The 26,761-nt window shown below is 68.3% G+C and carries 21 protein-coding genes and 1 pseudogene; 9 read left to right on the top strand and 13 right to left on the bottom strand.

Going from position 1 to position 26,761, the window contains the following annotated elements:
• The first annotated feature begins 118 nt into the window (after window positions 1–118).
• Window positions 119–349, top strand: coding sequence for a hypothetical protein (locus AB0I19_RS21155; protein WP_357150665.1), 231 nt, complete (start codon window positions 119–121; stop codon window positions 347–349).
• Here the strand turns inward: AB0I19_RS21155 and AB0I19_RS21160 are convergent.
• Window positions 339–1,511: a glycosyltransferase family 4 protein gene (locus tag AB0I19_RS21160; RefSeq protein ID WP_357150666.1), complete on the bottom strand. Its 1,173-nt coding sequence runs from the start codon at window positions 1,509–1,511 to the stop codon at window positions 339–341. The two genes, AB0I19_RS21155 and AB0I19_RS21160, sit on opposite strands and share 11 nt — an antisense overlap.
• 139 nt (window positions 1,512–1,650) lie before the next feature.
• Here AB0I19_RS21160 and AB0I19_RS21165 point away from each other — a divergent pair, with 139 nt between their 5' ends.
• The gene (locus AB0I19_RS21165; RefSeq protein ID WP_067643553.1) at window positions 1,651–2,442 is read left to right on the top strand and encodes a class I SAM-dependent methyltransferase; all 792 of its coding nucleotides are present in this window, start codon (window positions 1,651–1,653) and stop codon (window positions 2,440–2,442) included.
• A gap of 1 nt (window position 2,443) precedes the next feature.
• Here AB0I19_RS21165 and AB0I19_RS21170 read toward each other — a convergent pair whose 3' ends face one another.
• Entirely contained in the window at window positions 2,444–2,740 is a 297-nt protein-coding gene (locus tag AB0I19_RS21170) for a hypothetical protein (RefSeq protein ID WP_067497182.1), read from the bottom strand.
• Window positions 2,741–2,951: 211 nt separating this feature from the next.
• Here AB0I19_RS21170 and AB0I19_RS21175 point away from each other — a divergent pair, with 211 nt between their 5' ends.
• Entirely contained in the window at window positions 2,952–4,397 is a 1,446-nt protein-coding gene (locus tag AB0I19_RS21175) for an aldehyde dehydrogenase (RefSeq protein WP_357150667.1), read from the top strand.
• On the opposite strand, the gene AB0I19_RS21180 is transcribed toward AB0I19_RS21175, so the two are convergent.
• Window positions 4,394–4,573 (bottom strand): hypothetical protein, encoded by a 180-nt coding sequence (locus AB0I19_RS21180; protein ID WP_357150668.1) that lies wholly within the window; start codon window positions 4,571–4,573, stop codon window positions 4,394–4,396. The two genes, AB0I19_RS21175 and AB0I19_RS21180, sit on opposite strands and share 4 nt — an antisense overlap.
• A gap of 202 nt (window positions 4,574–4,775) precedes the next feature.
• Window positions 4,776–5,726, bottom strand: coding sequence for a helix-turn-helix domain-containing protein (locus tag AB0I19_RS21185; protein WP_357150669.1), 951 nt, complete (start codon window positions 5,724–5,726; stop codon window positions 4,776–4,778).
• A gap of 103 nt (window positions 5,727–5,829) precedes the next feature.
• On the opposite strand from AB0I19_RS21185, the gene AB0I19_RS21190 reads away from it, so the two are divergent.
• Complete coding sequence (locus AB0I19_RS21190) at window positions 5,830–6,576, top strand: HD domain-containing protein (protein WP_357150670.1); 747 nt, start codon at window positions 5,830–5,832, stop codon at window positions 6,574–6,576.
• A gap of 51 nt (window positions 6,577–6,627) precedes the next feature.
• On the opposite strand, the gene AB0I19_RS21195 is transcribed toward AB0I19_RS21190, so the two are convergent.
• The 3 genes from AB0I19_RS21195 to AB0I19_RS21205 all read right to left on the bottom strand — a co-directional run bounded on the left by AB0I19_RS21195 (window position 6,628) and on the right by AB0I19_RS21205 (window position 11,223).
• Window positions 6,628–8,457: a phosphoenolpyruvate carboxykinase (GTP) gene (locus AB0I19_RS21195; protein WP_357150671.1), complete on the bottom strand. Its 1,830-nt coding sequence runs from the start codon at window positions 8,455–8,457 to the stop codon at window positions 6,628–6,630.
• A gap of 239 nt (window positions 8,458–8,696) precedes the next feature.
• Window positions 8,697–10,142: a hypothetical protein gene (locus AB0I19_RS21200; RefSeq protein ID WP_357150672.1), complete on the bottom strand. Its 1,446-nt coding sequence runs from the start codon at window positions 10,140–10,142 to the stop codon at window positions 8,697–8,699.
• Entirely contained in the window at window positions 10,129–11,223 is a 1,095-nt protein-coding gene (locus AB0I19_RS21205) for a hypothetical protein (protein ID WP_357150673.1), read from the bottom strand. Before AB0I19_RS21205 ends, AB0I19_RS21200 begins: the two co-directional genes overlap by 14 nt.
• Before the next feature lie 186 nt (window positions 11,224–11,409).
• Here AB0I19_RS21205 and trmB point away from each other — a divergent pair, with 186 nt between their 5' ends.
• From trmB to AB0I19_RS21220, 3 genes and pseudogenes are all read left to right on the top strand, one after another.
• Window positions 11,410–12,153 carry a tRNA (guanosine(46)-N7)-methyltransferase TrmB gene (gene trmB / locus AB0I19_RS21210; RefSeq protein ID WP_243749826.1) on the top strand — a complete coding sequence of 248 codons (744 nt, stop codon included), beginning with the start codon at window positions 11,410–11,412 and terminating at the stop codon, window positions 12,151–12,153.
• The gene (locus AB0I19_RS21215) at window positions 12,150–12,872 is read left to right on the top strand and encodes an NYN domain-containing protein (RefSeq protein ID WP_225281546.1); all 723 of its coding nucleotides are present in this window, start codon (window positions 12,150–12,152) and stop codon (window positions 12,870–12,872) included. Before trmB ends, AB0I19_RS21215 begins: the two co-directional genes overlap by 4 nt.
• Window positions 12,873–15,422, top strand: a pseudogene (locus tag AB0I19_RS21220) (MMPL family transporter); the annotation flags it as partial.
• Between the two features lie 2,100 nt (window positions 15,423–17,522).
• Here the strand turns inward: AB0I19_RS21220 and AB0I19_RS21225 are convergent.
• The 5 genes from AB0I19_RS21225 to AB0I19_RS21245 all read right to left on the bottom strand — a co-directional run bounded on the left by AB0I19_RS21225 (window position 17,523) and on the right by AB0I19_RS21245 (window position 23,659).
• Window positions 17,523–19,130 carry a DUF2339 domain-containing protein gene (locus AB0I19_RS21225; RefSeq protein ID WP_357150674.1) on the bottom strand — a complete coding sequence of 536 codons (1,608 nt, stop codon included), beginning with the start codon at window positions 19,128–19,130 and terminating at the stop codon, window positions 17,523–17,525.
• A gap of 725 nt (window positions 19,131–19,855) precedes the next feature.
• Entirely contained in the window at window positions 19,856–20,539 is a 684-nt protein-coding gene (locus AB0I19_RS21230; protein ID WP_357150675.1) for a DUF1707 domain-containing protein, read from the bottom strand.
• Between the two features lie 60 nt (window positions 20,540–20,599).
• Window positions 20,600–21,250: a response regulator transcription factor gene (locus tag AB0I19_RS21235; protein WP_357150676.1), complete on the bottom strand. Its 651-nt coding sequence runs from the start codon at window positions 21,248–21,250 to the stop codon at window positions 20,600–20,602.
• A gap of 8 nt (window positions 21,251–21,258) precedes the next feature.
• On the bottom strand, window positions 21,259–22,440 hold the full coding sequence (locus tag AB0I19_RS21240; RefSeq protein ID WP_357150677.1) for a DUF5931 domain-containing protein: 1,182 nt from the start codon (window positions 22,438–22,440) through the stop codon (window positions 21,259–21,261).
• The gene (locus AB0I19_RS21245) at window positions 22,421–23,659 is read right to left on the bottom strand and encodes an AI-2E family transporter (RefSeq protein ID WP_357150678.1); all 1,239 of its coding nucleotides are present in this window, start codon (window positions 23,657–23,659) and stop codon (window positions 22,421–22,423) included. Before AB0I19_RS21245 ends, AB0I19_RS21240 begins: the two co-directional genes overlap by 20 nt.
• 72 nt (window positions 23,660–23,731) lie before the next feature.
• Between AB0I19_RS21245 and AB0I19_RS21250 the strand changes: the two genes are divergently transcribed.
• Both AB0I19_RS21250 and AB0I19_RS21255 read left to right on the top strand, forming a co-directional pair.
• Window positions 23,732–25,252, top strand: coding sequence for an adenylate/guanylate cyclase domain-containing protein (locus tag AB0I19_RS21250; RefSeq protein ID WP_357150781.1), 1,521 nt, complete (start codon window positions 23,732–23,734; stop codon window positions 25,250–25,252).
• 4 nt (window positions 25,253–25,256) lie between these two features.
• Window positions 25,257–26,339, top strand: coding sequence for a YbhN family protein (locus AB0I19_RS21255; RefSeq protein ID WP_357150679.1), 1,083 nt, complete (start codon window positions 25,257–25,259; stop codon window positions 26,337–26,339).
• Here the strand turns inward: AB0I19_RS21255 and AB0I19_RS21260 are convergent.
• Entirely contained in the window at window positions 26,336–26,692 is a 357-nt protein-coding gene (locus tag AB0I19_RS21260) for a DUF3054 domain-containing protein (protein WP_357150680.1), read from the bottom strand. The two genes, AB0I19_RS21255 and AB0I19_RS21260, sit on opposite strands and share 4 nt — an antisense overlap.
• Window positions 26,693–26,761: the final 69 nt, after the last annotated feature.

Below are 26,761 nucleotides of genomic sequence, written 5' to 3' on the forward strand. Positions count from 1 at the left end.
CGCACAACACACCGCACCAATACCGCCGCGAGCCATCGACGGCCTATGTTCGCTCGCTATGGTCACCTCACAGCACGAGGCCGGCCGTACGCGAGGCGCCCGAATCTGGAGGAAGTTGATGTCGGTAGACCTGTCGTTCTTCCGCTCCGAGACGTCACAGCGGATTCGCGAAGAGGGGCGCGAAGAAGGCGTCTCAGAGAGCATCATTCGCATTCTGCGGCGGCGTGGAATCGCTGTTTCCGCTGCGGCGGAAAGCAAGATCGTGTCGTGTCACGACCGCGCGCAGCTCGGCGAATGGCTCGATCGGGCGATCGGGGCGCAGACCGTCGACGATGTGTTCAGTGATTGAGAGCTGACGGGGCTACGAGGCCGGTGGTGTAGGTGCCTCGGGCTGCGGCGGCGAGGACTTCGTAGACGCCGGAACCTGTTTGTTCCCAGGAGAATTCGTGGGCGCGGGCGCGGGCCTTTTCGCCCATCATGGCGCGGGTTTCCGGGTCGGCGAGGAGGTCGGCGGCGGCTCGGGACAGGGCGGGGGCGTCGTCTACCAGCAGGCCGGTGACGCCGTCGACGATGGAGTCGGTGAGGCCCCGGGAGCTGCGGTAGCCGATAGTCGGTACGCCGTGCTGGGCGGCTTCGATGACGGCCAGACCCCAGCCTTCCTTGCGGGAGGGCATCACGTGCACCCACGCGGTGGACAGGATCTCGTGCTTGCGGCGTTCGTCGACGTGGCCGTGGAAGGTGACGGCGTCGGTGATGCCGAGCTCTTCGGCGCACGCGCGCAGGTTCGGCGCCCACCAGCCGTCGCCGATCACGTCCAGGTGCACGTCGGGGAAGCGTTCGCGCAGCGTGGCGACGGCGGTGAGGGCGTCTTCGATCTGCTTGTGCGGAACGAGACGGGACAGCACGGCGATGCGTGGGTGGGTGGCGCGGGTGCTCGCGCCACCGGGGACGACCTCGGCGGGCACCGGCTCGGCACCATTGCGGACGACGGCGATGCGTTCGCGGTCCACCCCGAGCACCGACAGCTCCTCGGCCGAGGGCAGCGACACCGTGAGGTACTGGTTGTCGCGGTGCACGCGCGGCGACAGCTTGGACTCGATCCACCAGCCGATCCGCCCGACCAGCCGCCCGGCGACGGGCCACTGCTCACGATGTCCGTGGTGCACGAGCACCACCGACGGCACACCGGTGACCGCCGCGAAGAACGGGATGCCGTTCTGGGTGTCGATCACCACGTCGGGCCGCACACCGCGCAGCGGGCCGACACCGAGCCGACCGGCGAGGATGGCGGCCAGCGCGCGCGGGTACACGGTGAAGCGGCCACCGGCGCGGCTGATGTCGATACCGTCGATCCGCTCGCGGCGCGGCGCACCGGGGTACCCGGCCGTACGCAGGGTGACCTTGACCCCACGGGCCGCCAGCTGCGCACCCACCTGCTCCAGGTACCGCTCACTGCCGCCGCCCTGTGGGTGCCCCGTGTCACGCCAGCACAACAGGAGGACTTCACGCACGGTCGGGCTCGCAATCGGATCGGCTTCGGACAAACGTCGGCCACCACCCTAGCGGGTGTGGCCCACGCGACACGGCAATATCACCGCCGAACCCGCACACGGCCGCGATGCGCCGCCGCCGAGCCCCTAAACTCCTGCCGTGCCGACCGCATCCCCGCCGAGAACCGACCAGCCGGGCCGAGCTCCCCGCTTCGCCCGTCGCGCCACGCTGCGCCGCTCCGTGCGCCTGCTGACGAGCTTCCGGTTCGAGCAGTCCGACCCGGCCAGGTTCTACGGCGGCATCGCCACCGACAGCGCCGAGCTGATCGACGACTTCTACGCCGACATCACCGGCCGCGATCTCGCCGGAACCGTGGTGCTCGACGTGGGTGGCGGGCCCGGCTACTTCGCCGACGAGTTCACCGCACGCGGTGCGCGCTATATCTCGGTGGAACCCGACCCGTCGGAGATGCACGCCGCGGGCCTGCGGGTGGCCGGTTCGGTGCGCGGCTCGGGCATGGCGCTCCCGTTCCGCGACAACGCCTTCGACGTGTGCTTCTCCTCCAACGTCGCCGAACACGTCCCCGAGCCGTGGGCGATGGCCGACGAGATGGTCCGCGTGACCAAGCCCGGTGGGCTCATCGTCTACTCGTACACGGTGTGGCACGGGCCGTTCGGTGGGCACGAGACCGGGCTGTGGCATTACCTCGGCGGCGAGTACGCGGCCCGCAGGTACTTCCGTAAGCACGGTCGTGAACCCAAGAACAGATTCGGTAGGTCACTGTTCGCTGTCACCGCCGCCGACGGTTTGCGCTGGGCGGCAACGACACCGGCGGACGTGCGAACCGTTTTCCCCCGTTATCACCCGCGCTGGGCGTGGTGGCTGGTTCGGATTCCGGTGATTCGCGAGCTACTCGTGAGCAATCTCGTTGTGGTGGCGACGAAACGGTGATTCAGGCCAGCCAGCTCAATCGCCGCGTCCGGCGCACCGGCTCGGGTAACGCACTGGCCCACGGGGATTCCTGAATCGCGAGGCCGACGGTCTCCAACGTGGTCAGGCCGACCTGATCGGCGAGCGCTCCGACCATCGCGACCGCCTCAGCGGCCTGAATGGCGGCAGTTGCCTGCTCGATCGTCAGTGTGCGGCCCGGAAGGAATGACACAACCCATCCTCCACTGCCCACACTCTTCGCTTGATGGTCGGTCTGGTCGCTGGTCATCAACGATCGGCCGATCACTTGCACAGCCATGAGTCGGTCTCCCCAATTCGCTGTAAAGGTCCGATGAATCGAGCGAGCTGATCAGTAGCTAAAGCATCCCCTTTTCACCACGAGAACGCAATAGTGCGTTTTCCCGAAAAGCGAACCGACGGGTTGGAATTCGCGCACTTCAGAGTGCCCACCACCAGGCAAAGTAGAACGTGTTGCAGACAATCCGGCCGCGAAACTGTAACGTGTTCTCATGCACTACGACAGTCTGTTCATCGGCGGCAAGTGGACCACCCCGGCCGGTAGTGACCGCATTCCCGTGGTCTCACCGGCCACCGAGGAGACCGTGGGCAGCGTGCCCGCGGTAACGAAGGACGATGTCGACGCCGCGGTCGCCGCGGCGCGCGACGCCTTCGACAGCGGACCGTGGCCGAAGAAGGATCCACTGGAACGAGCCGAGGTGCTCGGCAAGGCCGCGCGCCTCATCGAGCAGCGTTCCCCGGAATTGCTCGCCGCACTCACGGCCGAGATGGGCGCAACAACGGTAGGCGCCTTGACATTCAACCAAATTCCCGCCGTCGCGGCGCTCGACGCGTTAGTCTCGCTCGCTAAGACCTTCCCCTGGAACGAGACTCGGGTCGGCCCGTTCGGAACTACCCGTGTGTCACGGGAACCGCGCGGTGTCGTCGCCGCTATTACCGCATGGAATGTTCCGATGTTCCTCGCGGTGAACAAACTCGCGCCCGCATTGCTCGCCGGGTGCACGATCGTGCTCAAACCGTCGCCACTCACCCCGCTCAGCGCGAATATCCTCGCCGATATCTTCACCGAGGCAGGCGTGCCGGACGGCGTGATCTCCGTGCTGCCCGCCGAGGCCGAGGCAAGCGAATACCTGGCCGGTCATCCCGGCGTCGACAAGGTGACCTTCACCGGAAGTACCGCCGTCGGCCGGAAACTCGCCGCTATCGCCGGCGAACAGCTCAAGACCGTCTCCCTCGAATTGGGCGGTAAGTCGGCCGCGATCATTCTCGACGACGTCGACCTGGCGGCGAGCATTCCCGTTCTCGCGTTCTCCGGTCTGATGAACAGCGGGCAGGGCTGTGTCGCGCAGACCCGCATCCTGGCACCGCGCAGCCGCTACGAAGAGATCCTCGACGCGCTCGTCGCCCACGTGAGCACACTGAAGACCGGTGATCCCACCGACCCGTCGGTGCAGTTCGGCCCGCTCATCAGCGAGCGGCAGCGCGAGCGCGTGGAGGGCTACATCGCCAAGGGCAAGGCCGAGGGGGCGCGGCTGGTCCTCGGCGGCGGCAGGCCCGAGGGGGTGGAGCACGGCTGGTTCGTCGAGCCGACGATCTTCGCCGACGTGGACAACTCCAGCACCATCGCCCAGGAGGAGATCTTCGGGCCGGTGCTGTCGGTGATCCCCTACGACACCGAGGACGAGGCCGTCGCCATCGCCAACGACTCCGTGTACGGCCTGGCGGGCTCGGTCTGGACCACCGACATCGAACGCGGTGCGCAAATCGCCGCACGCGTGCGCACGGGCACCTACGCGATCAACTGGTACGCCTTCGACCCCACCGCGCCGTTCGGTGGGTACAAGAGTTCCGGCATCGGCCGCGAGAACGGGCCCGAGGGCCTGGACGCCTTCTGTGAGCAGAAGTCGGTGCTGATGCCGATGGGCTGGACCGGCTAGTCCTCCGGCATCACTACCCGCAGCACCGGCTGGGCACGAACCTCACCGTTGGCGGGCAGGTCGACCACGTCGACGCGCCATCCGGGTGGCAGGACTCGCTGCAGGCGGCCTGCCACCCGGTGCAGTGGCGTGCTCGAGCAGGTGTCGTCCTCCGGGCGGGTCACCAGATCGGTCATGCGTCAACCACCTCTCAGCGTCGATCTCAACGGAGTTTGCTCGGGGGATGGTGCGACGTTCACAGAAACCTGACTGGGAATATAGGTGACGGCGATTCCCTTGCCCCAGCGACTCTCTGTCATCGAAATAGGTACCCGAAATTCACACGGGGGAATCGTCTTATTTTGTGCCCGAAAGGAAACTCCGCGTCGGGAAAGTGGGTCAATGACGCAATGAGCGTCGATATGCGGACGGTGTAAGCCCGGTCGCCGCACGTAAGTGTTCGCGTAGGGCCGTCACACTGCCGAAGCCCGATCGCTGGGCAACCGTCTCCACGGTGAACGTCGTTCGCTCGAGCAGTTCCCTGGCCCGTCCGAGCCGTTGCGCGTCGAGCCACGCGCGCGGCGTGGTGCCGACCTCGGCCTTGAAGCGGCGGATGAAAGTCCGCTCGCTCATCAACGCGTGCGCGGCGAGAGCTGAGACATCCACGGCGTCTATGGGATTGGCCGCCGCCCAATCGAGCGTGGCCGCCAGGCCACCGTGCGCTGCGACGCGCGCCATCGGCCGCGGAATGTACTGCGCCTGACCACCTTCTCGGTGCGGCGGCACCACATTCCAGCGGGCGAGGTCGGCGGCGGCCGCGGCACCGAGTTCGCGGCGGACGATGTGCAGGCACAGGTCCAATCCGGCGGACAGGCCCGCCGAGGTCAGGATGTCGCCGTCGTCGACGTAGAGGGCGGTGGGATCGAGTTTCACAGCCGGGTAGAGCTCGGCGAATTCGTCGCAGTAAGCCCAGTGGGTGGTGGCCGGGCGACCGTCGAGCAGCCCGGCCTCGCCGAGGACGAAGGCGCCTACACAGATACTGGCGATGGTTGCGCCTCGGGCGGCCGCCGCACGCAGGGCGTCGAGCGCCGGTGGCGGGGTGGGCAGAGTCGGGAGGCCGATGCCGGGGACCACGATCAGATCGGCGTCGGCGAGCAGCTCGAGGCCGTGCTCCACCCGCAGCTCGAAGCCGTTCGGCGTCCACACCGGGCCGGGACGTACAGCGCAGGTTCGCATGTCGAAGCCGGCGGGCTCGCCGGTGCGGCCCGGTCCGTGGCGGAAGATCTGGACCACGCACGCGAGGTCGTAGGTCATCACGCCGTCCAGGGCGAGTGCGGCCACCGAGATCACTCCTCGAGTTTGGCACGAATCCGGGCACTGCTGGCATGCCTGCCACTCGTTCTCCTCACCCCTGTCCGGCTTTGCTTGACGCAGAAACGACAAGGGAGATCTGATGACGAATCCGGCAGGCCTCGACTGGACCTGGGCACAGCGCACCGGCGGGAACCTCACCGCGGCGCAGCGCCGTCGACTGTTGGCGGCACTCGGGCGCACCGTGCCGAGATTCGCGCCGGGACGGCTGCGCTTGGCACTCGGCAGGCGCGGCACCGGGCGCGTCGAGGACGTGCGACTCCCGGACACCCGGCTGGCCAGAGAGGCGGAACTACATGCGCGCGAGGAACTCTCGGACGCACTGCTCGCGCATTCCTTCCGCACCTACTTCTTCGGTCGCGCCCTCGCCGACCTCGACGGCGCCGAGTACGACGACGAAATCGCCTACGTCTCCTGTCTATTGCACGACATAGCCCTCGAAACACCTACGCCTGGAAGGTGTTTCGCGGTGGTCGGCGGGGAGAGCGCGGTCGGCCTCGCCCGGCGGCACGGCGCCTCCGCCGAACGGGCCGCGATCATCGGTGCGGCCATCGCCGCCCATCTCACCCCCGGCGTCGCGGCGGACCTCGGCGACCCGGGTGGTTTCGTCTCCGCGGGCGCGTCGGTGGACGTGCTCGGCGACCGGCTGGCCGACCTCGATCCCCGATGGGTCGGCGAACTGCTCGTCCGGCACCCTCGTCACCAGCTGAAGAAGCACCTCGCCGCGGTGTTCGCCGCCGAGGCCGCCGCGGTCCCCGAAGGGCGGGTGGCCTGGCTGACGTCCACCGGATTCACCCAGCTCGTCAAGTTCGCGCCCTTCCCCGAATAGCACGAAACCGCCCGCACCGGAATCGGCGCGGGCGGTTCGTTGTTCGGGGGATCAGCCGAGGCGCTGCTTGAGAGCCTCGAACTCGTCGCGGACACCCGAGGGCAGGCGGTCGCCGATGAACTCGAACCACTCCTCGATCGACGGGATCTCCTGGCGCCACTCGTCGGCGTTCACCGCAAGGGCCTCGTCGACGTCGGCCGGGTCGACATCGAGGCCGTCCAGGTCGAGATCGGCGGCCGTGGGGACGTGGCCGACGGGGGTGGACGACGCGCCGGTCGAACCCTCGATGCGGCCGACGATCCACTCAAGCACGCGGGAGTTCTCACCGAATCCGGGCCACAGGAAGCGGCCGTCGGCGCCACGACGGAACCAGTTGACGTAGAAGATCTTCGGCAGCTTGGTCGAGTCGGCGTTCTTGCCCAGCTCGATCCAGTGGTCGAGGTAGTCGCCCACGTGGTAGCCGAGGAACGGCAGCATCGCCATCGGGTCGCGGCGGACGGTGCCCACCTGGCCCTCGGCGGCAGCGGTCTGCTCCGAGCCCATGGTCGCGCCCATGAACACGCCGTGCTCCCAGCCGAACGACTCGGTCACCAGCGGGACGGTGGTCTTGCGGCGACCGCCGAACAGGATGGCCGAGATCGGCACGCCCTGCGGGTCGTCCCACTCGGGGGCAAGGATCGGGCACTGCGACATCGGGGTGCAGTAGCGCGAGTTCGGGTGCGCGGCGTGCGTGCCGGACTCGGGAGTCCAGTCGTTGCCCTTCCAGTCGATGAGGTGCTGCGGGTCGCCTTCCAGGCCCTCCCACCACACATCGTTGTCGTCGGTCTGGGCGACGTTGGTGTAGACGGTGTTGCCCGCGTCGATGGTGGCCATCGCGTTGGGATTGGAGCTGTGGTTGGTGCCCGGCGCCACGCCGAAGAAACCGAACTCCGGGTTCACCGCGTAGAGGCGGCCGTCCTTGCCGAAACGCATCCAGGCGATGTCGTCGCCGAGGGTCTCCGCGCGCCAGCCGGGGATGGTCGGCTGGATCATCGCCAGGTTGGTCTTACCGCAGGCGCTGGGGAACGCGGCGGCGATGTAGTACGCCTTGTTCTCGGGCGAGATCAGCTTGAGGATCAGCATGTGCTCGGCCAGCCAGCCCTCGTCGTGGGCCATCGCCGAGGCGATGCGCAGCGAGTAGCACTTCTTGCCGAGCAGCGCGTTGCCGCCGTAGCCCGAGCCGTAGGACCAGATCTCGCGGTCCTCGGGGAAGTGGGTGATGTACTTGGTGTCGCTGCACGGCCACGGCACGTCGGCCTGACCCTCGGCCAGCGGAGCGCCGACGGAATGCAGCGCCTTCACGAACGGACGGTCGCTGCCGAGCTTGTCCAGCGCCGCCTGGCCCATGCGGGTCATCACGCGCATCGACACGACCACGTACTCGGAGTCGGTGATCTCCACGCCCAGCTTGGGGTCCTCGGCGCCGAGCGGGCCCATGCAGAACGGCACCACGTACATGGTGCGGCCCTTCATCGAGCCGCGGTACAGCTCGGTCATGGTGGCGCGCATCTCGGCGGGGTCGACCCAGTTGTTGGTCGGGCCTGCGTCGGCCTCGGTCTTGGAGCAGATGTAGGTGCGCGATTCCACGCGGGCCACATCGGAGGGGTCGGACAGGGCGAGGAAGGAGTTCGGTTTCTTCTTCTCGTCGAGCTTCTTGAAGGTGCCCGCTTCGACCAGCTGCGTGGTCAGGCGATCCCATTCCGCGTCGGAGCCGTCGGCCCAGACAACGCGGTCAGGCTGAGTGAGCTCTGCGACTTCCTGTACCCAGGCGAGCAGTTCACTGTGCTCGGTCGGCGCGGTGCCGTCGGATCCACGAAGACCAGGAATGGTCGCTGAGGTCATGAAAACTCTCCTGAGATGGGCGGGGGCGCCACCGTGGCGGGAAGACGTCCGGCAGCGAACCAGCCACCGCACAACCCCAATGGACGGCGTACAGGGCCGCACACGGACGGAGCCGCGCATCGACTGGCACGGAGCAGGACGCCCAGGTTCCTGCTTAAAGGTTAACGCGATATGACGATCGATAAGGAATCGGGTTCGCCCAACCTAGTACCCATCGACGGGTGGACCAATCGTTCTCGTCACACCTTGTCGAGTGTCTCGATATCGCGTTCGCAGGCGGAAAGTTGTGCGGGCTGCTCGGCGGCGAGGCGCCGGACGAGCGTGTCGAGCTCGGCGATGCGCCGGTCGACGGCCACCGCGCGGGCCGTGGATTCGCGCACGACATGTTCGGCCAGCTCCGCCTCCACGTCCACCAGTACAGCCGCGACACGCTGCTCGAGCTGGGCTTTCACATTCACCAGCGCCTCCGACACCCACTGTGACATGTGACTGCGTTCGGCCAGTTGCCCGCGCGCACGCACCACCCATGCCGCCGCACCGGCGCCGAGCAGCAACGCCACCGGCACGCTCGCCACATCGAGCGTCGGCACCAGCGACAGCGGCGCGACGATCAACCGGCCTAGACCGACACCGACCGACGCGCCGAGCGCGATCACCAGGTGATCTTCGACACCACGGTGCCTCGGCGTGGGTTCCGGACCCACTCGGGGCGCCGCGTCGTAGCGGCGCTGGGCGGGCGCGGCGGTGCCGATACGCCGCGCGGTCTCGAGCACGCGCTCGTCGATGACGGCGTCGACCGCGGCCGACAGCTCACCGGCGGCCTGCTGCAAGCGCTCGGGGTAGGCGCGCAGCTCGGTGCGGTCGCAGCGGTCGAGTTCGGCGCGTGAGCGCATGTGCAGGGCCCGGACCATGGCGCCCACCTCGGTCGACAGGTCGACGCGGGCCAGCTGCACCTGGCTGCGCACCGCCGCGAGACCGGTCTGTCTGCCGCCGTCGCGCTCGGCGAGCAGAGCGACCCGCTCCTCCCGGATACGCGCGGTCTCGGTACCCGTGCGCAGTGCGGTGATCTGCTCGGCGATGCGGGCCCTGGTGTCGGCGAGCACGCGGGCGAGCACAGCGGCACGGCGTCGGGCACCGTCGACCGGGGTCTGCGCGGTGGCCGCGGCGAGGGCGGCGTGCAGGGCGCCGAGACCGGAGCGGTCGAGCAGGGCGGAGTCGTCGGCGGCGCGGGCGGCCGCGGCCAACCGGGCCGAGACGGCGAGAATGTCGAGGTCGTCGCTGCCGCGGGCGGCGAGCAGCGCGAGGCTGCGCTCGCGCATCGCACGCCAGTCCTGGTAGGCGTGGAAGCCGTTCATGGCGAGCAGGATCGGGGCGCCCGCGCCACGCAGGCGGTCGATGAGGGCGAGCAGGTCGGCACCGATCACGCTGCCCGCGTCGAACAGGATCAGGGCCGGGGCGGGTTCGGTGGTCGGGGTGGCCGGATCGATCAGGTCAATGCGCGGTTCGAAGCGGGCTAGTTCGGTGCGCAGCAGGGTGGTGTTGGCGTCGTCGGGGGCGTAGAACAGCACGCTCGCGGCGGCGCCGGAACCGGCCATCGCCCGCAGCAGCGCCTTACCCTGCGGATTCCATCGTTCGATGACGGCGTCGACGTCGGCGGGCAGTGCGGCCTCGTCAGAGTCCGGCACTGCTCATCCGCTCCCAGGCTCTGATGTACCCGTTGTGGACGCGCAGCGCGGCGCGGCGGGCGGCGGGCGGCATATCGCTCGACACCACGGCCCGCCAGCGGGTGGCGCGCGAGAGCGCCTCGTCGGCGTCGCCGGGCGCGGGCGAGGGATATCCGGCGGCCAGGTGGGCGACCTGCGGGCAGGCCAGACCGGCGCACAACCCGATCCACAAGGCCTCGTCACCGGCCAGGTACTGCTCGATGAGCGCGCGGGCGCGGCCACCGTCACCGGGGACGGCGCGCGCGGCCAGCCGGACCAGCTCGTCGAGCAGTTCGCCCCCGCGCACGGCTTCGACCTGCTCGTAGCGGCGGTGGACCAGCCGGTGCAGCGGGTCGATGCCGCCCGCGGAATGCAGGATCTGGATCAGCGCGGCGGAGGTGAGATCCGGGTCGGCGCGCAGCGCGGTGAGCGCGCAGTCCACGCCGTAGAGGTCCCAGTTCTCGATGAGGCGCCTGCGGGCGTCCTGATCGGAACCGGCACCGATGAACAGGTCAGCGGCCAGCACCGACGGCACGTCCGGGCCGACCGCGAGCCTGCGCAGATCGCTCAGATCGGCCGCGTCGACACTGCCCGCCCGGGTGCGCGCCGCCAGCGAGGCGACCACCGGAACCACCGGCAAGCGCAGCTCACGGGCGAACCGTTCGGCGGCGGCCACGGCGTCACCCCAGCGCGAACCCATCGCGTCGGCCTTGTTCAGCACCACGATGCTGCGGTCCCTGGGCAGTGTTTCCAGCACTCGCAGATCGGCCGCCTGCGGCGCTCCGGCCAGCACGTACACCACAAGATCACCGTCGAGCACGGGATCGGGCAGTTCGGGCTGGTCGACCGGGTCGGTCTCCTGCGCGGACAGCAGTGCCAGCGCCGCGAGGACGGTGGTCCGCCCGCTGAGCGCACGCCCCGCAACCTGGATCCGCAACGGCCTGCGTCTGCGGTGTACTGCCGCCACGAGCCGCTCGGCGATCACCGGGTCGGTTCCCCCACCTGCGCCGAGGTCCGAGATCAGCTGATCGAGCTGGTCGGATGGCCGTGTCTGTGCGGTCATGGTCCCTGTCGGCATTTGCGCGCACCCCCTTTTCGGAGGGCATTCTGTCAGATCCGGCGTGAGGCGGCTGCGACGTAACTCGGCGCATGCTGGACAATGGACGACGTGAACGACGCCGCCAACCACCCTGTCGAGTCGGTTCCCGGGCCGCCGTCCACTGCCCCGGAGCACCTGAAGCTCTCGGAGATGCCGAACGAAGCGGGCCGCCGCTCGACCACCGGCTCCCGGCTCTACCCCCGCGTGACGAGCTTCCGCTCGCGCCGAGGGGCATTGACGCCCAACCAGCAGGCCTCCTGGGAACGCACCTGGCCGGTGATCGGCCGGGACGTGTCCAACGAGCCCATCGACGCCGACGCCTGGTTCGGGCGCAGCGCGCCGCTGGTCATCGAGATCGGTTGCGGAACCGGCACCGCCACGGCCGCCATGGCCAAGGCCGAGCCGCACCTGAACCTCATCGGCATCGAGGTCTACAAACCGGGCCTTGCCCAGCTGGTGCAGCAGGTGGAACGCGAGGAGATCGGCAATATCCGGTTGCTGCGCGGTGATGCCGTCGACGTGCTGGAGAACATGGTTGCCCCGGAGTCGCTGACCGGTGTGCGCGTGTTCTTCCCCGACCCGTGGCCCAAGGCCCGCCACCACAAGCGCCGGCTGCTGCAGGCGCCGACCTTCGCGCTGATCGCGAGCAGGCTGAAGCCCGGCGGGGTGCTGCACGTGGCGACCGACCACGCCGACTACGCCGAACACATTCTCGAAGTAGGCTCACAGGAACCGCTGCTCACCGGCCTGAACGACACCACCGGTGGCGACAGCGCGGCCAACCGCGACACCGCGCCGATCGGTTTCGACCGGCCGGTCACCAAGTTCGAGGGCAAAGGCCTGCGTGCCGGAAGCGTCATCAACGAGTTCATATGGGGGAAGATCGAGAGATGAGCGTGAGTGAGATCGCCCCCGAGATGCCGGAACTCGACCAGTCAGGTGCCGGCGCCGAGGCGTTGAGCGGTTCCGGGCCCGATGTCCGGCGCGTCCTGCTCGTCTGGGACGCGCCGAACCTCGACATGGGACTCGGCGCCATCCTCGGTGGACGTCCCACGGCCGCTTATCGTCCCCGCTTCGACGCGCTCGGCCGCTGGCTGCTCGCCAAGACCGCCGAGCTGTCGGTGGGTTCCAAAACCCGCATCGAAGCCGAAGCAACCGTCTTCACCAATATCGCCCCCGGCACCGCCGACGTGGTCCGCCCCTGGGTCGAGGCATTACGCAATGTGGGTTTCGCGGTCTTCGCCAAGCCGAAGATCGACGAGGACTCCGACGTCGACGCCGACATGCTCGCCCACATCGCCATGCGGGCCCGGCACGGCGGACTGGCCGGAATCATGGTCGCCTCCGCCGACGGTCAAGCCTTCCGCGAACCACTGGAAGCCATCGCCGCCAAGGGAACCCCAGCTCACGTGCTCGGATTCCGCGAGCACGCGAGTTGGGCAGTCACTTCCGATACTCTCGAGTTCGTCGACCTCGAGGACATCCCGGGAGTATTCCGGGAACCGCTACCGCGGGTGAGCCTCGATTCGCTGCCCGACGAGGGCGCATGGTTGCAGCCCTTCCGGCCGCTTTCTGCGCTACTCACATCTCGCCCTGGTCAAGGAGTCGCTTAAGTGTTCACCCGCTGGGGCGATCTGGTCTATCGGTTCCGATTCGCCGTCATCGCGGTGGTCGGGGCCGCGTTGTTGGCGCTGGGTGCCTACGGCATGGGCCTCGGCCCGCGCCTGACGCAGAGCGGCTGGTTCGACCCCGGCTCGGAGTCGGTGCAAGGCGCGGAGATCGCCGACCAGTCCTTCGGCCGCGACCACATGGCGGATGTCATCGTCATGTACAACGCCCCCGAGGGCAAAACGATCGATGACCCGGAGTTCCGGCAGAAGGCCGTCGACAGCCTCAGCAAGGCTGTCGCCGATCACCCCGACCACATCGACAAGATCAACGGCACCTATTGGAAGGTGGGCGATGCGCCCGCGGTGCCGTCGGCATTCGGGTCCAAGGACAAGAAGCACGCATTCGCCTCGATAGCCATCATCGGTGACAACGACACCACCGTCATGGCCAACTATCGCGCTGTTCAGGGCGCCTTCGACATCCCCGGCATCGATGTCGAAGTCTCGGGTTTGCAGCCACTCGGCGTCACCCTGACCGACACTCTCGACCACGACTCCAAACGCATGGAGCTGCTGGCCTTTCCGGCTGTGGCGGTGCTGCTGTTCTTCGTCTTCGGCGGCATCGTCGCCGCCGCCCTGCCCCTGATCATCGGTGGTCTGACGATCATCGGCGCGAACGGCCTCGTGATGGGGTTGACCAACTTCACCGAGGTCAACATCTTCGTCGGTGGCGTCGTTTCGATGATCGGTCTCGGTCTGGCGATCGACTACGGACTCTTCATAGTCAGCCGGTTCCGAGAAGAGCTGGCCGAGGGTTACGACACGGCTGCCGCCGTCCGAAGATCGGTGATGACCGCCGGCCGAACCGTTGTCTTCTCCGCGACCATGATCATCGCCAGCCTCGGCGGCATCCTGATCTTCCCGCAGGGCTTCCTGCGGTCGGTCGCGTACGGCACGATCGCCGCCGTCTCACTGGCCGCGCTCACCGCGATCACGATCCTGCCCGCGATGCTCGGCATTCTCGGTCCTCGCGTGGACATGCTGGGGCTCAAGCGATTCCGCAAGACCAAGACCGCCGACCAGATCGAGAACGGTTTCTGGGGCAACACGACCCGCTGGGTCATGCGGCACCCGCTCAAGATCGCCATTCCGATCACCGTCGGCCTGCTGCTGCTCATCATCCCGGTCAAAGACCTCGCATTCGGCGGCATCAACGAGAAGTACCTTCCGCCGGACAACTCGACCCGTCTCGCGCTCGAACACTTCTACGAGGTCTTCCCGCAGAAGAAGACGGACCCGATTCAGCTGGTCTTCGTCTCGGACAACACCACCGCGATCGGCAAGGTGTGGAAGGAAGCCAACCAAGCTCCCGGACTGGTCGGCCCGTTCGAGGTGCCGGTCAAATCACCCACTGACGCAACGGTTTTCCGCACCTCCGCCACCCTCGTGGATCCCACGGGCAGCGCCGAGCAGACGATCGACTACATCCGCGCGATCGAGGTGCCAGACGGCGTCACGATGTATGTCACGGGTCAGCCAGCGCTGATGGCCGACAGCATCGACACACTGCTGGACCTGATGCCGTGGATGATCTTGCTCGTGCTGGTCGCCACGACCGTACTGATGTTCCTGACGTTCGGCTCACTGGTGCTGCCGTTGAAGGCTGCCTTGATGAGCGCCCTCGGTCTCGGATCAACGCTCGGCATCCTGACCTGGATCTTTGTCGACGGTCACGGCGCAGGTCTGCTGAACTTCACGCCGCAGCCGATCAGCGCGCCGGTCTTGATGCTGATCATCGCGATCATCTACGGCCTGTCGACGGACTACGAGGTCTTCCTGCTGTCGCGCATGGTGGAGGCGCGTGCGCAGGGGGCATCCACCACGGAGGCCGTGCGGATCGGAACCGCGCAAACCGGTCGGATCATCACCGCCGCCGCGCTGATTCTCCTCGTGGTGACCGGCGCGTTCGCCTTCTCCGACATGGTGATGATGCAGTACATCGCCTACGGAATGATCGCCGCGCTGTTCCTCGACGCCACCGTTCTGCGCATGCTGCTCGTCCCCGCGATCATGAAACTGCTCGGCGACGACTGCTGGTGGGCGCCGAAGTGGATGAAGCGGATTCAGGAGAAGATCGGCCTGGGCGAACCCATCCTCGATGACGAACGTCCGCAGAAGGGCACCGTCGTCGACCTGGTGAAGACCACCCCGATCACCGACCCGCCGACCATGCAGATGGTCTCCGTCCCCGACGCGAAACTGGCCAAGACACCGCGTCGTCCGCGCACGGTGGCCGAGATCGAGGCCGAGGCGCCGACGCAGCGCATCGACAAGATCACCGAGTCCGCCGAACCGGCCCGGCCGCGCAAGCCGATGTCGCCGGATCCCACGCGGCCGCGCGCGTCGATGCTGTCGGGTGAGCCGACGCGCGTGCTGCCGGTTGTGCAGCCCGGTTCGGCGAAGCCTGTCGGCGCCGATGACGAGCCGACGCAGATGCTGCCTGCTGTGAAGCCGGATGCCCCCGCCCCTGAGCCCGGCAACGAAAATCGCCCCGGCCGTGGGGATTCGGGCATGCCTACGGGATCGTCCGAAGGTGGATCGAACCGTGGGGATGCGGCCACCCTCGGGGAGCCGACCGCGATCCGATCGGAACATGGGGAAACAGGCACTCCTGGGGACCCGACCGCGATCCGATCGGGACGTGGGGATACGGGTGCTTCCGGGGAGCCGACCGCGTTCCGGCCGGATCATGGTGCGGTCGCGCCTGGGGATCCGTCGGTTGGAAACCGTTCCGACCACCAGGTTTTCGGCACAGGTTCCGTAACCCCTGCCCCCGGCTCGGCAGCCGGAGATGACCAGAGCTACCAGGGGTCGGCACCCGTCGATTCAGCCGCGGGGAACCATTCGGGCCGTGCGGAATTCGGTGTCGACGGTGTGATCGGCGGTTCCGGCCCGGCCGATGTCGCTGCCCCTGTCGATGGTGTGATCGGCGGTCTCGACCTGCCCGATTCGCGGGGCAACGAGCCCGCGCCGCGCGGTTCGGAGCGGGTCAAGCCGCCTGCGGGATACAGCCCGACGACGCCTCGCATCTCGACGCCCGGCACGCCGGTCGGTGGTGAATTCCCCAGGGACACACCCGAATCCCGACCGAGCATCGTCGCTCCCGCTCGGCCGAGCACCGATACCCCGCGCCCGGTGACGCCGTCGCCGAGCATCGTGAACACTCCGCCCCCGGTGACGCCTCCGTCGGGCGTCGTGAACACACCACCGCCCAGCATCGTGCAGCCACCGACACCGCGTCCGGTGTCGCGTCCTTCCGACTTCCCGGCGGGTGGAACCTTCAACGGGTTCACTCCACTCCCGCGAACTGGCGACGAGGAGGCGGGTCGCCCCTCGGCGGATGCACCGGAACCGCAGGCACCCGCCGCCGACCGGGTCAGCCGACCCGATACGGAAGATGCTGCGCGCGAACCGGACTCACGTCCGCAGGGATTCGTTCCGCCCCAGACCGATCTGACCGCGACTCCCGGTGCTCACCGCGCGGATGCGCAGCAGGCCGCCGAGCCGGCGTTCGATCTCCCGGAATTCCCGGACCTGCCGATGCGCCACCCCGCGCCAGAGGACCGCGACACGCAATCGCAGAACCCGGCTGCCCAGAACGTCTTCGGCACTCCGGTACCCGTCGACCCACAGCAACTCCCGTGGACCGACGGTGCCCCGGGTGATGCGCCGACCGCCGAGGCAGCGGAGCCGCCGATGTCGGCCGGTGCGTCGTCGATGTGGGCGTCGATCGACAATGCGCGCCGGTCCGCGCAAATAGGTTCCCCGGACAACGCGCAATCGACCGAGAGCCGTACGCCGCAGGCCCCCACCACGCGGGAACAGACTGCCGCACAATCGGATACGAGTCGCACGCCGAACGTTCTGCGCCCTCAGGTCGCACCGCCCGGATTCACTCCGGTGTCTGCCGCCGAGCCCACCTCGCCGGAATCGCGCCCGGCCGAACCGGTGTCCCCTGCGGACGGCGAACCCGAAACCGCCCCCTTCACCGCAGCCGACGAGGCGGGCGATCAGGGCGCCACCGGTGGTCACGCGACCGGCGAAAGCTCGGGGGCGGCAGGCGGATGGCAAGCACCGCCCGGATTCACCCCGATCCCGAATTCCGATGCGGCAGAGCCGTCTTCATCGCCCGCCCCGGACGCGAACGGCGCCGCTTCCTCGGAAAACGGCTCGACCGCAACTCCCGAGGACGACCCCCAGGCGGACACCCGCACGGAGATCGAGAACTGGATGGCGCAACTGCGTTCCTCCCGCCGAGGCAGCACTCCGGTCGACGAGGGCCGCCACCACGGCGACGACGGCCGCACGGTGAGCGTCAACGAACTCCTCCGCCGCCGCAACGACGAAACTCCGTAAGCCCCCTCCGACCAGAACTCCGGCCACGGCCCCTCCGGGATCACCGTGGCCGGAGTCGTCTCCTCAACACATCCTCATGGTCCGACGCCGACCGGCTCGCTGGACAACTGATCACCACGCTCTGGTGGCGGCATCGGCCGAGTCGCTCCCGCCACCAGAGCGTGGTGATCGCCTGACCAGGTGTGCGCGGGGTGATGTCGCGTGGTTGGGAGCGCGGTAGGGGTGGGTTCGACGGGGTCAGGGCTTGGGGTCGGGGGTGGCGAAGGCTTGGGCGTAGCGGGTGCCGGTGAGGAGTAGGAGGGTGCCGACTGCGAGGAAGGCCGCGACGCGGATGAGGCCGGAGAGGGTGGCCAGGTCGAAGAGGAAGAGTTTGGCGAGGGCTGCCGCGACCACCAGGAGGCCGGAGGCCAGGCACACTTTGGCGACGGCGGGGGCGGTGCGGAGGTTGCGCAGGCCGACGAAGAGTGCAGTGGTCGCGGCAGCCATCCAGATGATGGTCGCGATGCTGTGGCCGATGAGGAAACCCTGTGTGCCACTGAGAGCCACACCCGTCGAAACCGTCGCCACCAGGACGAAATACAGGCTGGCGAGGCTGACGGCGACCCATGTTCCGGTGATGAGCGTGTCGTTCCCGCCGGGCAGTCGCCGCACGGTCCAGGCGACCATCGCGGCGGTGCCGAGGCCGAGCAGTGCGGCGAGCACGGTTGCACCGTCGAGATTTCGGATCGCGAGGCTTTGTGTCGCAAGGGTTTCCGGGTCGGCTATCGCGAATAGAACAAATCCGCTGAGCAGGGCGAAGGCAATGCCGAGTACCGCGCAGACCCGGTTCCGGCCGGCTGCGGCGACACCGAGGAACGCGAGCGCGACCGTGAACAGCGCGGTCGGCAGGAAATGCGGATTGTCACCGGTCGCCGTGATGCAGGTTTGCAACAGCACAACCGCACCGGTGAGCGCCGACACCAGAGCCGTGTGACGTGGGATGTTCAGCCGTGCAGCTATTTCCGGTCGAAGCGCGGTCGCGGCCACGGTGAGGAGCACGCAGGCCAGCACACCGGTGATGAATGCGGAAGTCGCTCGGTCGAACAGCGGCGCTGCGGCGACCACCGACAATGCGGTGAGGGCGATGGTCACACTGGCGGTGATGTCCCCGGCGCGACGCCGCACCGTCAGCAGAGCACCGACGATTCCGACCACCGCACACGCGACCGCCGCCATCAGCAGCCCTTGCCGCTGCGCTGCCTCCTCCCCGGCAATTCCCGCCTCGAAGCTGCTCACGGCGATCAACCCGAGCGCGGCCAGTACCACCGGCAGGGTGCGCGCAACATGCAGCACCGGCCAGTCCCGCCGCATCTGCACCGGCACCCCGGCCGCCTGCAACACCACGAGAAACGCGAGCAGCATCAACTCGCTCGCCACCACGGGCGACAACACCGCCGCCCCGACCACAACCCCCACCGCCAACGGCTGCGACTGCCACCGCATCGCCAACCCGAGCCCCACCAGCGCAACAATCAACGCCACCGCGAGCCCGACCCCACCCGGCACCCACCGGTAAAAGCCGGTCACCGCAACAACATCCAGATACAGCCCCGCGATCCCGGTGGAAACCAACGCCAATCCACCGACCCGCCCACCGGCCCGCCCCATCACCCGGCAGCCCACCCCAACCAATGCCACCGAAAAAACGCCGCCCGCAACAACTCTCGCCACCGGCCCGAAGAACCCCGCCTGAGCCGCCAACACCAACAACATCAACACCCCGATCAAGGTGACCCCAGCCCCGGCCACCGCCAGCACCCGCGCGATCACCCCCTCCCGCTGCCACCACGCAACCCGAAGCTCCACCCCAACCGGCCTCACCGGCCCAACACCCGGCCCTCGACCGCCAGGCCCACCGTACGGCGCCTGCACATACGTCCCCGCTCCCGATGCGTAATCCGGCACGGAGCCGCGCACGGCAGTCCCCGGCGCAGGAGATCCGTCCCGCACCGGCGGCATCGCAGTCGGCACCGCGAACCCGGGCTCGCCCGGAACGGGCACTGCGGATCCGGATGTCGCCGGACCGGCCGAAGTAGATCCGGGCACCGATTCAGGCGGCCTGGGTCCGGCCACAGACCCACCCGAGCTCGCCTGACCGTGCGTCGGGAAACCTTCGGCCGCGTACTCCGGCACTCCTTGCCCTTGTCCGATCGGGTAGCCACTCGTCGCGCCCCACACAGCCCGATCAGCACCATCGCCGGAACCTGTAGCCGACCGAACGTCACCACGAACCGCGCCACCACGAGCCGCGGCCAGACGAGCCTGCGCGAGCAACCACCCGGCGGATTCCTGTCCCGTCGGCACTCGCCCACCGAATTGCGTACCAACCGACTGCCCAGGCCGGCTCAACTGTTCACGCAGGACACCCAGATCCGCACCGACACGACCCAACCGTGTCCCGAGGGTCGTCAATTCGTCCGAGAGGCGTGCGACCAGCGCAGGATCGATGGCGTTCATGAACCCATCGTCCGCGTACCCCGGTCGCCGGGCATGAGTAGAACCACCCGGGTGGGGTGGTTCTTCCTACCTGATCATTGGCCGAGGAAGCGGCGCCATTGCACCATCAGGGGGTACTTGGCGGTGACGGAGCCGAAGCGGACGCGGCCGTGGACCACCAGGTGCAGTGGGCCGATGGGTGGGCCGGTGCGGACGCGGTTGTTGGCGCTGGAGCCGATGAGGGTGAGGCCGTTGAGGTCGACGGTCGCGGCGGCGGGGACGAGCAGGGTGAGGCTCGTGCAGTAGTCGTCGACCTGGATTTCGACGACCTGGGTCTGCATCACGGCCGAGGTGAAGTCGAGGGTCACCCCGGACATCAGGCCGTTGAGGTGCAATCTCGGCGGCACCTGCCACGGCCCGCGCCGCTGCACGCTGGACAGCCTGCTGCGGATGACGGCCGGATTGGTGCCGCCCGGTACGGGTGTGTGGCGGGGTTTGGGCATGGCGGCCGGTTGGGGCGCGCCCGCGACTCGCATGCCGGGCAGGTCGACGAGGACGGCGTTCAGTTCGCCGCGCGTCTTGGCCGCGAGCGCGGTGTCCATCCGCTCGGTGAACTCGCCGAGCGACAGCATGCCGAGGCCGACGGCTCGCTGTAGCAACTGGCCGACGTGTTCGCGTTCGGAATCGGAGACGCGCAGGTCGCGGTCGCCGACCGGGCCCGCCGTCGGCGTGCCGGGGACGAAGGCGCTGGGAGCGACGAGGGAATCGGGACCACCCATGTTTCGAGGCTAGCCAGGAACACCGACCGGCGCATCAGGGCAAACCCCCAATTCCGTGTCCTACTCGAGGCCCTGTTCGATGGCGTAGCGGGTGAGTTCCACCCGGTTGGCGAGCTGAAGTTTGCGCAGCGTGGCCTGCACATGGTTCTCGACGGTGCGGTGCGAGAGGTTGAGCCGCGCGGCGATCTGCTTGGCGGACAACCCCTTGGCGACCATCCGCAACACTTCGGTCTCGCGTTCGGTCAGCGACGGCCGGTGTGGTTGATCGGGTTCGGCGGGTGCGGTGGCCATGCGCCGGTATTCGCCGAGCACCACGCCGGCCAGGCCCGGCGTGAACACCGGCTGACCGGCGGCGGTGGCGCGCACCGCGTCGACGAGTTCGGCGGCCGACGCGCTTTTCACCAGATACCCGCTGGCCCCGGCTTTGATCGCCTCGAGCACGTCGTCGCGTTCGTCCGAGGCCGAGAGCACAAGCACCCGGCTGTGCGGTGATACGCGGAGCACTTCGGCGGTGGCGGTCGCCCCGTTGCCGTCGGTGAGCTGCATGTCCATCAGCACCACGTCGGGTTGCACGGCGGCGGCGCGGCGGGTGGCGGTGCCGACCCCGTCGGCGGTGGCGGCCACGGTGAACCCGGCCTCGGTGAGGTCGCGCGAGACGCCCTCGCGCCACATCGGATGGTCGTCGACCACCATCACGCTGATGTCGCCCATCGCTGCTCCTAGCTCGCTCGGTGCGCCGCGTGGCGCGGGATCCGGAATTCCCATTCGGTGCCGAAGTCCTCGCTCAGCAGTTCGGCGGTGCCGCCGAGCGCCGAGATGCGCCCGACGATCGAGCGCGAAACACCCATCCGCCCCTCGGCAGCCGCTTCGGCCAGCCTGCCCGGTGCGATGCCGACACCGTCGTCGCGCACGCTCACCACCAGCATGTCACCGGTGTCCTCCAGCAGCACATAGGCTTTCGCCGCCGCGCCGGCATGCAGCTCGACATTGGACAGCGCGGTCGCCACCGCAGCCGAAATCTCCTGGGCGACAATCCTTCCGACGAGCACCGGGTCGCCGGGCGTGGCCACCGAGACCTTCGGCGTGGCGCGTGCGGTGAGCAACGGCCGCAGGTCGACCTCGGCCGCACCGGAATCGGCCTGATCACCCTGTTCGGAGAGCAGCACCCGAAGCGCCACCTCCTGCTCACCGGCCCGCTGAGCGAGTTCGCCTGCCGCCCCGCCTATCTCGCCGCCGCGCCGTTTGATGTAGGCGAGCACCTGCAGCACCCCGTCGTGCACTTCACGCGCCAAACGCTCGCGTTCCTGCGCGGCGGCGGTGATCCGCAACGCCCGTTCGAGCTGCCCCTGCGCACGCCGCGCCGTATTGGCCGCCAATCCGAGCGCCAACCCCACCGACACCAGCACGGGCGCGGTCGCATCACCCCACACGTCCTGACCCCACTGGTCACGCACGGTCACCACGACTGCCGACATCACAAGCCCAGCGACAACTCCCGCGACGGGTCCGCGCAGGATCGCCATCGAGATCACCGAGTTGGCGATCCACAACGTGGTCGGCAGGGTCTGGTGCCCGTGATACCAGTCGTAGTCGGCGACGAGCCGGGTGGAGGCGATCAGCAGCACCGTCACCACCTGGTCGCCGACGACGACCCACCCGCGAATCCGGCTGGTCGCCTCGGGGAAGTACCACTGCGACAACAGCAAAGCCGAGGTACCCGACCAGATCGCCATCAGCGCGATCAGTACCCAGCTCAGCCGTGGATGCTGGTAGTAGGGCACCGACGCGATCTGCTGGCCGATCGCGTACAGCAACGTGACCAGCCGGAATGCCTGGGCGGCCCGCCACAGGGGCGCGGTCGCCGCGTCGGCCGAGCTCAGCTCAGCTGTGTGGGTCCGCATCGCCGGACTCGTCTGTCGCCTTGCGCAACCGCGCGGTCACGTCGAACCGGCCCGGCTCGGGTTTGTCGGGTTCGGCGTCGAACAGGCCGCCGTCCCCGGCACCGGCGAGCTCGCCGTACGCCTCGTCGGGAGTGTCCGCCAGCAGATAGCGAATCGCTGTGTTGCCCACCGCGATCAGCGGCACGGCCAGCAGCGCGCCCGCGATCCCTCCGACGACAAGGCCCGCGGTGATCGCCAGCACCACCGCCAGCGGATGGATGCTCACCGCGCGCCCGAGCAGCAACGGTTGCAGCACATGCCCTTCCAGCTGCATCACCGCGATGATGATGCCGAGCACGATCAACGCGGTGACGAAACCCTTGGTGACCAGCGCGATGAACACCGCGACGAACCCGGCCACGACCGCGCCGATGATCGGGATGAACGCGCTGATGAACACCAGCGACGCCAACGGCAGCGCAAGCGGAACGTGCAGAATCGCCAGCCCCGCACCGATGCCGATCGCGTCGACACCGGCGACGACCACGGTGGCCCGCACGAAACCGACGAGCGTGCCGAAGCCCAGTTCGCCTGCGGTGCGCACCTTTTCGCGATGCGGTGTGGGCACCACCCGGGTGATGAAGTTCCAGATCTGATCGCCGCCGTAGAGGAAGAAGATCAGGATGAACAGGATCAGGAACGCGCCGGTGAGGATGTGACCGATGGTCGTGGCGGTGGTGAGCGCGCCGCTGGTGAGGCTTTCGCGGTTGTCCTGGATGGTGCGCACGATGGTGTCGCCCGCACTGCGGATCTGCTGGTCGCTCAGGTGCGCGGGCCCGTTGATGAGCCAGTCCTGCACCTTGTGCACGCTGTTGGTGACCTCGTTGGACAACGCGGGCACACCGTCGACGAACTGTTCGACGACGAAGGTCATGATTCCGGCGAGCAACCCGATCGACCCGATCAGCGCTACCGACACGCCGATCGCGCGCGGAATCCCCACCCGCTGCATCCAGTCGACCAGCGGCGCGAGCAGCGCGGCCGCCAGCAGCGCGATGGCCAGCGGAATCACGACCGTCGCGAACTTCTGCACGATCATCCCCAGCGCGATCAGCGCCGCGAAGATGATCAGCAACCGCCAGCACCACGCGGCCGTTTTACGGACCAGCGGATGTACTGCCTCGGCGTCGGAACGCCACGGCGTGGACGCGGGCCCGGAATCCGGCTTCTGGACGGTCACCCGAGAGAGCCTATCGGTCGCAACGCTAGATTGGTTGTCGTGTCGGCGCCTCTGGAAGCGGTCAAACAGACCATGCGAACGCGCTGGCCGCTGTATCTGACCTCGGTACTGCTGGCCAATGCCTTCGGCGCGGTGCTGGTCTGGGCGTTCATCCAGTACGGCCTGCCGGTTCCCGAGGGTCATCAGGGTGGCGTGCGCGAAGCGGGCCTGCTCGCCCCGCTCGTCGTGTTCGGTGCCGCCGCGGTGCTCAGCATCATCGCCGCCGCCATCATGTTGCGCCCGGTGATGCGCTGGCAGATGCGTGGTGGTCCGCCGAGCAGGCGCGAACAGATGGCGGCGCTGCACGTGCCGTTGCGGCAGTCGATCGTGCACCTGGTCCTGTGGATCATCGGTGGTGCCATCCTCGCCGCGCTCATCATCGCCGAATCGCCGGAGCTGGCGGGCGCGGTGATCGTCACCGAATGTATGGCCGCCACCATCGTGTTCGGCTTCACCTACATGCTCGGCGAACGCATTCTGCGCCCGGTCGCGGCCGAGGCGCTCACCGAGGGCACCTTCGACCACACCCTCACCCCCGGTGTCGGCACACGCATGGCGATGACCTGGGGAATGGGCACGTTCGCGCCGACCATCGCGATCGTGCTGCTGTGCGTCACCCAGATCTCCTCGGATGTGAAGTTCTCGGCGAAGTCGCTTGCCATCTCCATCCTGCTGCTGTGCGGCGTGGTGATCCTGCAGGCGCTCGCGCTGTCGATGCTCACCGGATCGTCCATCTCCGACCCTGTTCGTCAGCTGTCCCAAGCCATCAACAGGGTGCAGGCGGGCGCGCGTGACGTGCAGGTCGAGGTGTACGACGGCAGCGAGATCGGCCTGCTGCAGGTCGGTTTCAACCGGATGATGGAAGAGGCAGCCAAACGTCGCAAGCTGCAGGAACTGTTCGGTCAGCACGTCGGTGAGGAAGTCGCGCAGCGCGCGCTGGACTACGGGACCGAACTCGGCGGTGAGACCCGCTTCGTCGCGGTGCTTTTCGTCGACATGGTCGGGTCGACCGCCGCCGCGGCCGAACGTCCGCCCACCGAGGTGGTGAGCCTGCTCAACGAGTTCTTCCGGGTGGTCGTCGACGTGATCGACCGCCACCACGGCTTCGTCAACAAGTTCGTCGGCGACGCCGCCCTCGCCATCTTCGGCGCACCGCTCGACCGCCCCGACGCACCGACCGCCGCCTTGGCCGCCGCCCGCGAGCTGCGGGAGGCGCTGCGCGAGGTGACCACCCTCGATGTCGGCATCGGCGTGTCGGCGGGACTGGCAGTCGCGGGCAATATCGGCGCGGCGAATCGCTTCGAATACACCGTGATCGGCGACCCCGTCAACGAGGCGTCGCGACTCACCGAACTGGCCAAAGAGCACCCCGGCCGCGTTCTCGCTTCGGGTAGCGCGCTGTACTTCGCCTCGGAAAGCGAGCAAGACCATTGGGAGACCGGCGACGAGGTCCAGCTGCGTGGCAGACGCAGAAAAACCCGCCTGGCCTGGCCGAAGCCGGTGGCGGCCACGCCCGGTGTGGACCAGGGAGAACAGTCGCGTTCGCTAGGCTGACATGGTGACGGCCGACGGCGACCTAGCAGGCGATCCCGCCGCGCATCCGGTCGCGCGCCGAGGAAACCGTTTTCGCTGGGTGAAATGGGTACTCGGCGCGATCCTGCTCGCGCTGCTGGTCGGCGAGGGCGTGTACCTGTGGCCCCGGCTGCACGAATCGTGGCGCACGCTCACCGAGATCCACTGGGGCTGGGTGCTGCTGTGCGTGTTCGCCCAGGCCGTGTCCATGAGCGGGTTCGGGCGGGTGCAGAAGCAGCTGCTGCACGCGGGCGGGGTCGACGTGAGCCAGGGCAAGTCGGTGTCGGTGGTGTACGGCGCCACCGCCATGTCGCTGACCCTGCCCGCGGGCCAGGTGTTCTCCACCGCCTTCACCTACCGCCAGACCCGGCGCTGGGGTGCGAGCCCGATCGTCGCGTCGTGGCAGCTGGTGTTCTCCGGCGTGGTCGCCGCCGCCGGGCTCGCGCTGCTCGGTATCGCCGGCGCTGCCCTCGTCGGCCAGGGCATCGGCGTGAAACTCATCGCCACCCTGGTGCTGCTGGGTGCGGTGCTGGTGGCGGGCTCCTATCTGGCCAGGCATCCGGGCACGCTCGAGGCGATGCTGCGCAAGGTGCTCGCGCTGGTGAACCGATTACGGAAAAAGCCCGCCGACCACGGCATTCCCAAGCTGGCCGAGATCCGGGCGCAACTGGAATCGGTCGACCTGGGCAAACGTGACGGCGCGCTGGTCGGGGTGTGGGCGCTGGTGCACCGGTTCGCCGACGTGGCCTGTCTCGGCGCGGCGTGTTACGCGGTGGGTGCCGATCCCAAGCTGTCGGGCCTGCTCATCGCGTTCGCCGCGGGCAAGGCGGTGGGTTCGATTCCGTTCGCGCCCGGCGGCATCGTCTACGTGGACGCCACCTTGATCTACGGTCTCACCGCCGGTGCGGGTCTGCCCGCTGCGCAGGCGGTCGCCGCCGCGTTCGTGTACCGGTTCGTGAGTTTCATCCTGGTCGCGATCGTCGGCTGGATCGTTTTCGCGTTCCTGTTCCGCACCAAGCAGGCCGACGACGAGGAATACGAAGCCGAGTTCAAGCAGCGCCGGATCTAGCGCAGCGCGCGCACAGCCGCCCGCCACCCGAGCAGGAACAGCGCGAGCACCGAAGCCGCCACGATCATGAAGCTCACCGCGGTCCCCTGCCCACTCACGGCCCGCAACACCATCCCACCGACCAGCGTCGACCCCCAGATCACCACGCCACTCGGCCACAGCGCCGCCGGATCGAACCGCCGCCCCCGCGCGATGGCCCAAGCAATCCCCCACCCGACGAGAAGCCCGACCGCGAACGGCCACACCGTCTTCACCAGCCCGGCAAGCACATCCTCGTCGTGACTACGCCGCCCGATCGCACAAAAAACGATCACTAGCAGGGCGTCGACAGCAAAAGGCGCGAATCTCTTCACACCGAGCAGCCTAAGGCGGCACCTGATCCCGCAAGCACATGGGTAACTCACCGGGCACGGGCTAGCGTG

The sequence above is a fragment of the Nocardia sp. NPDC050413 genome, assembly GCF_040655475.1.
Taxonomy (GTDB): Bacteria; Actinomycetota; Actinomycetes; order Mycobacteriales; family Mycobacteriaceae; genus Nocardia; species Nocardia coubleae.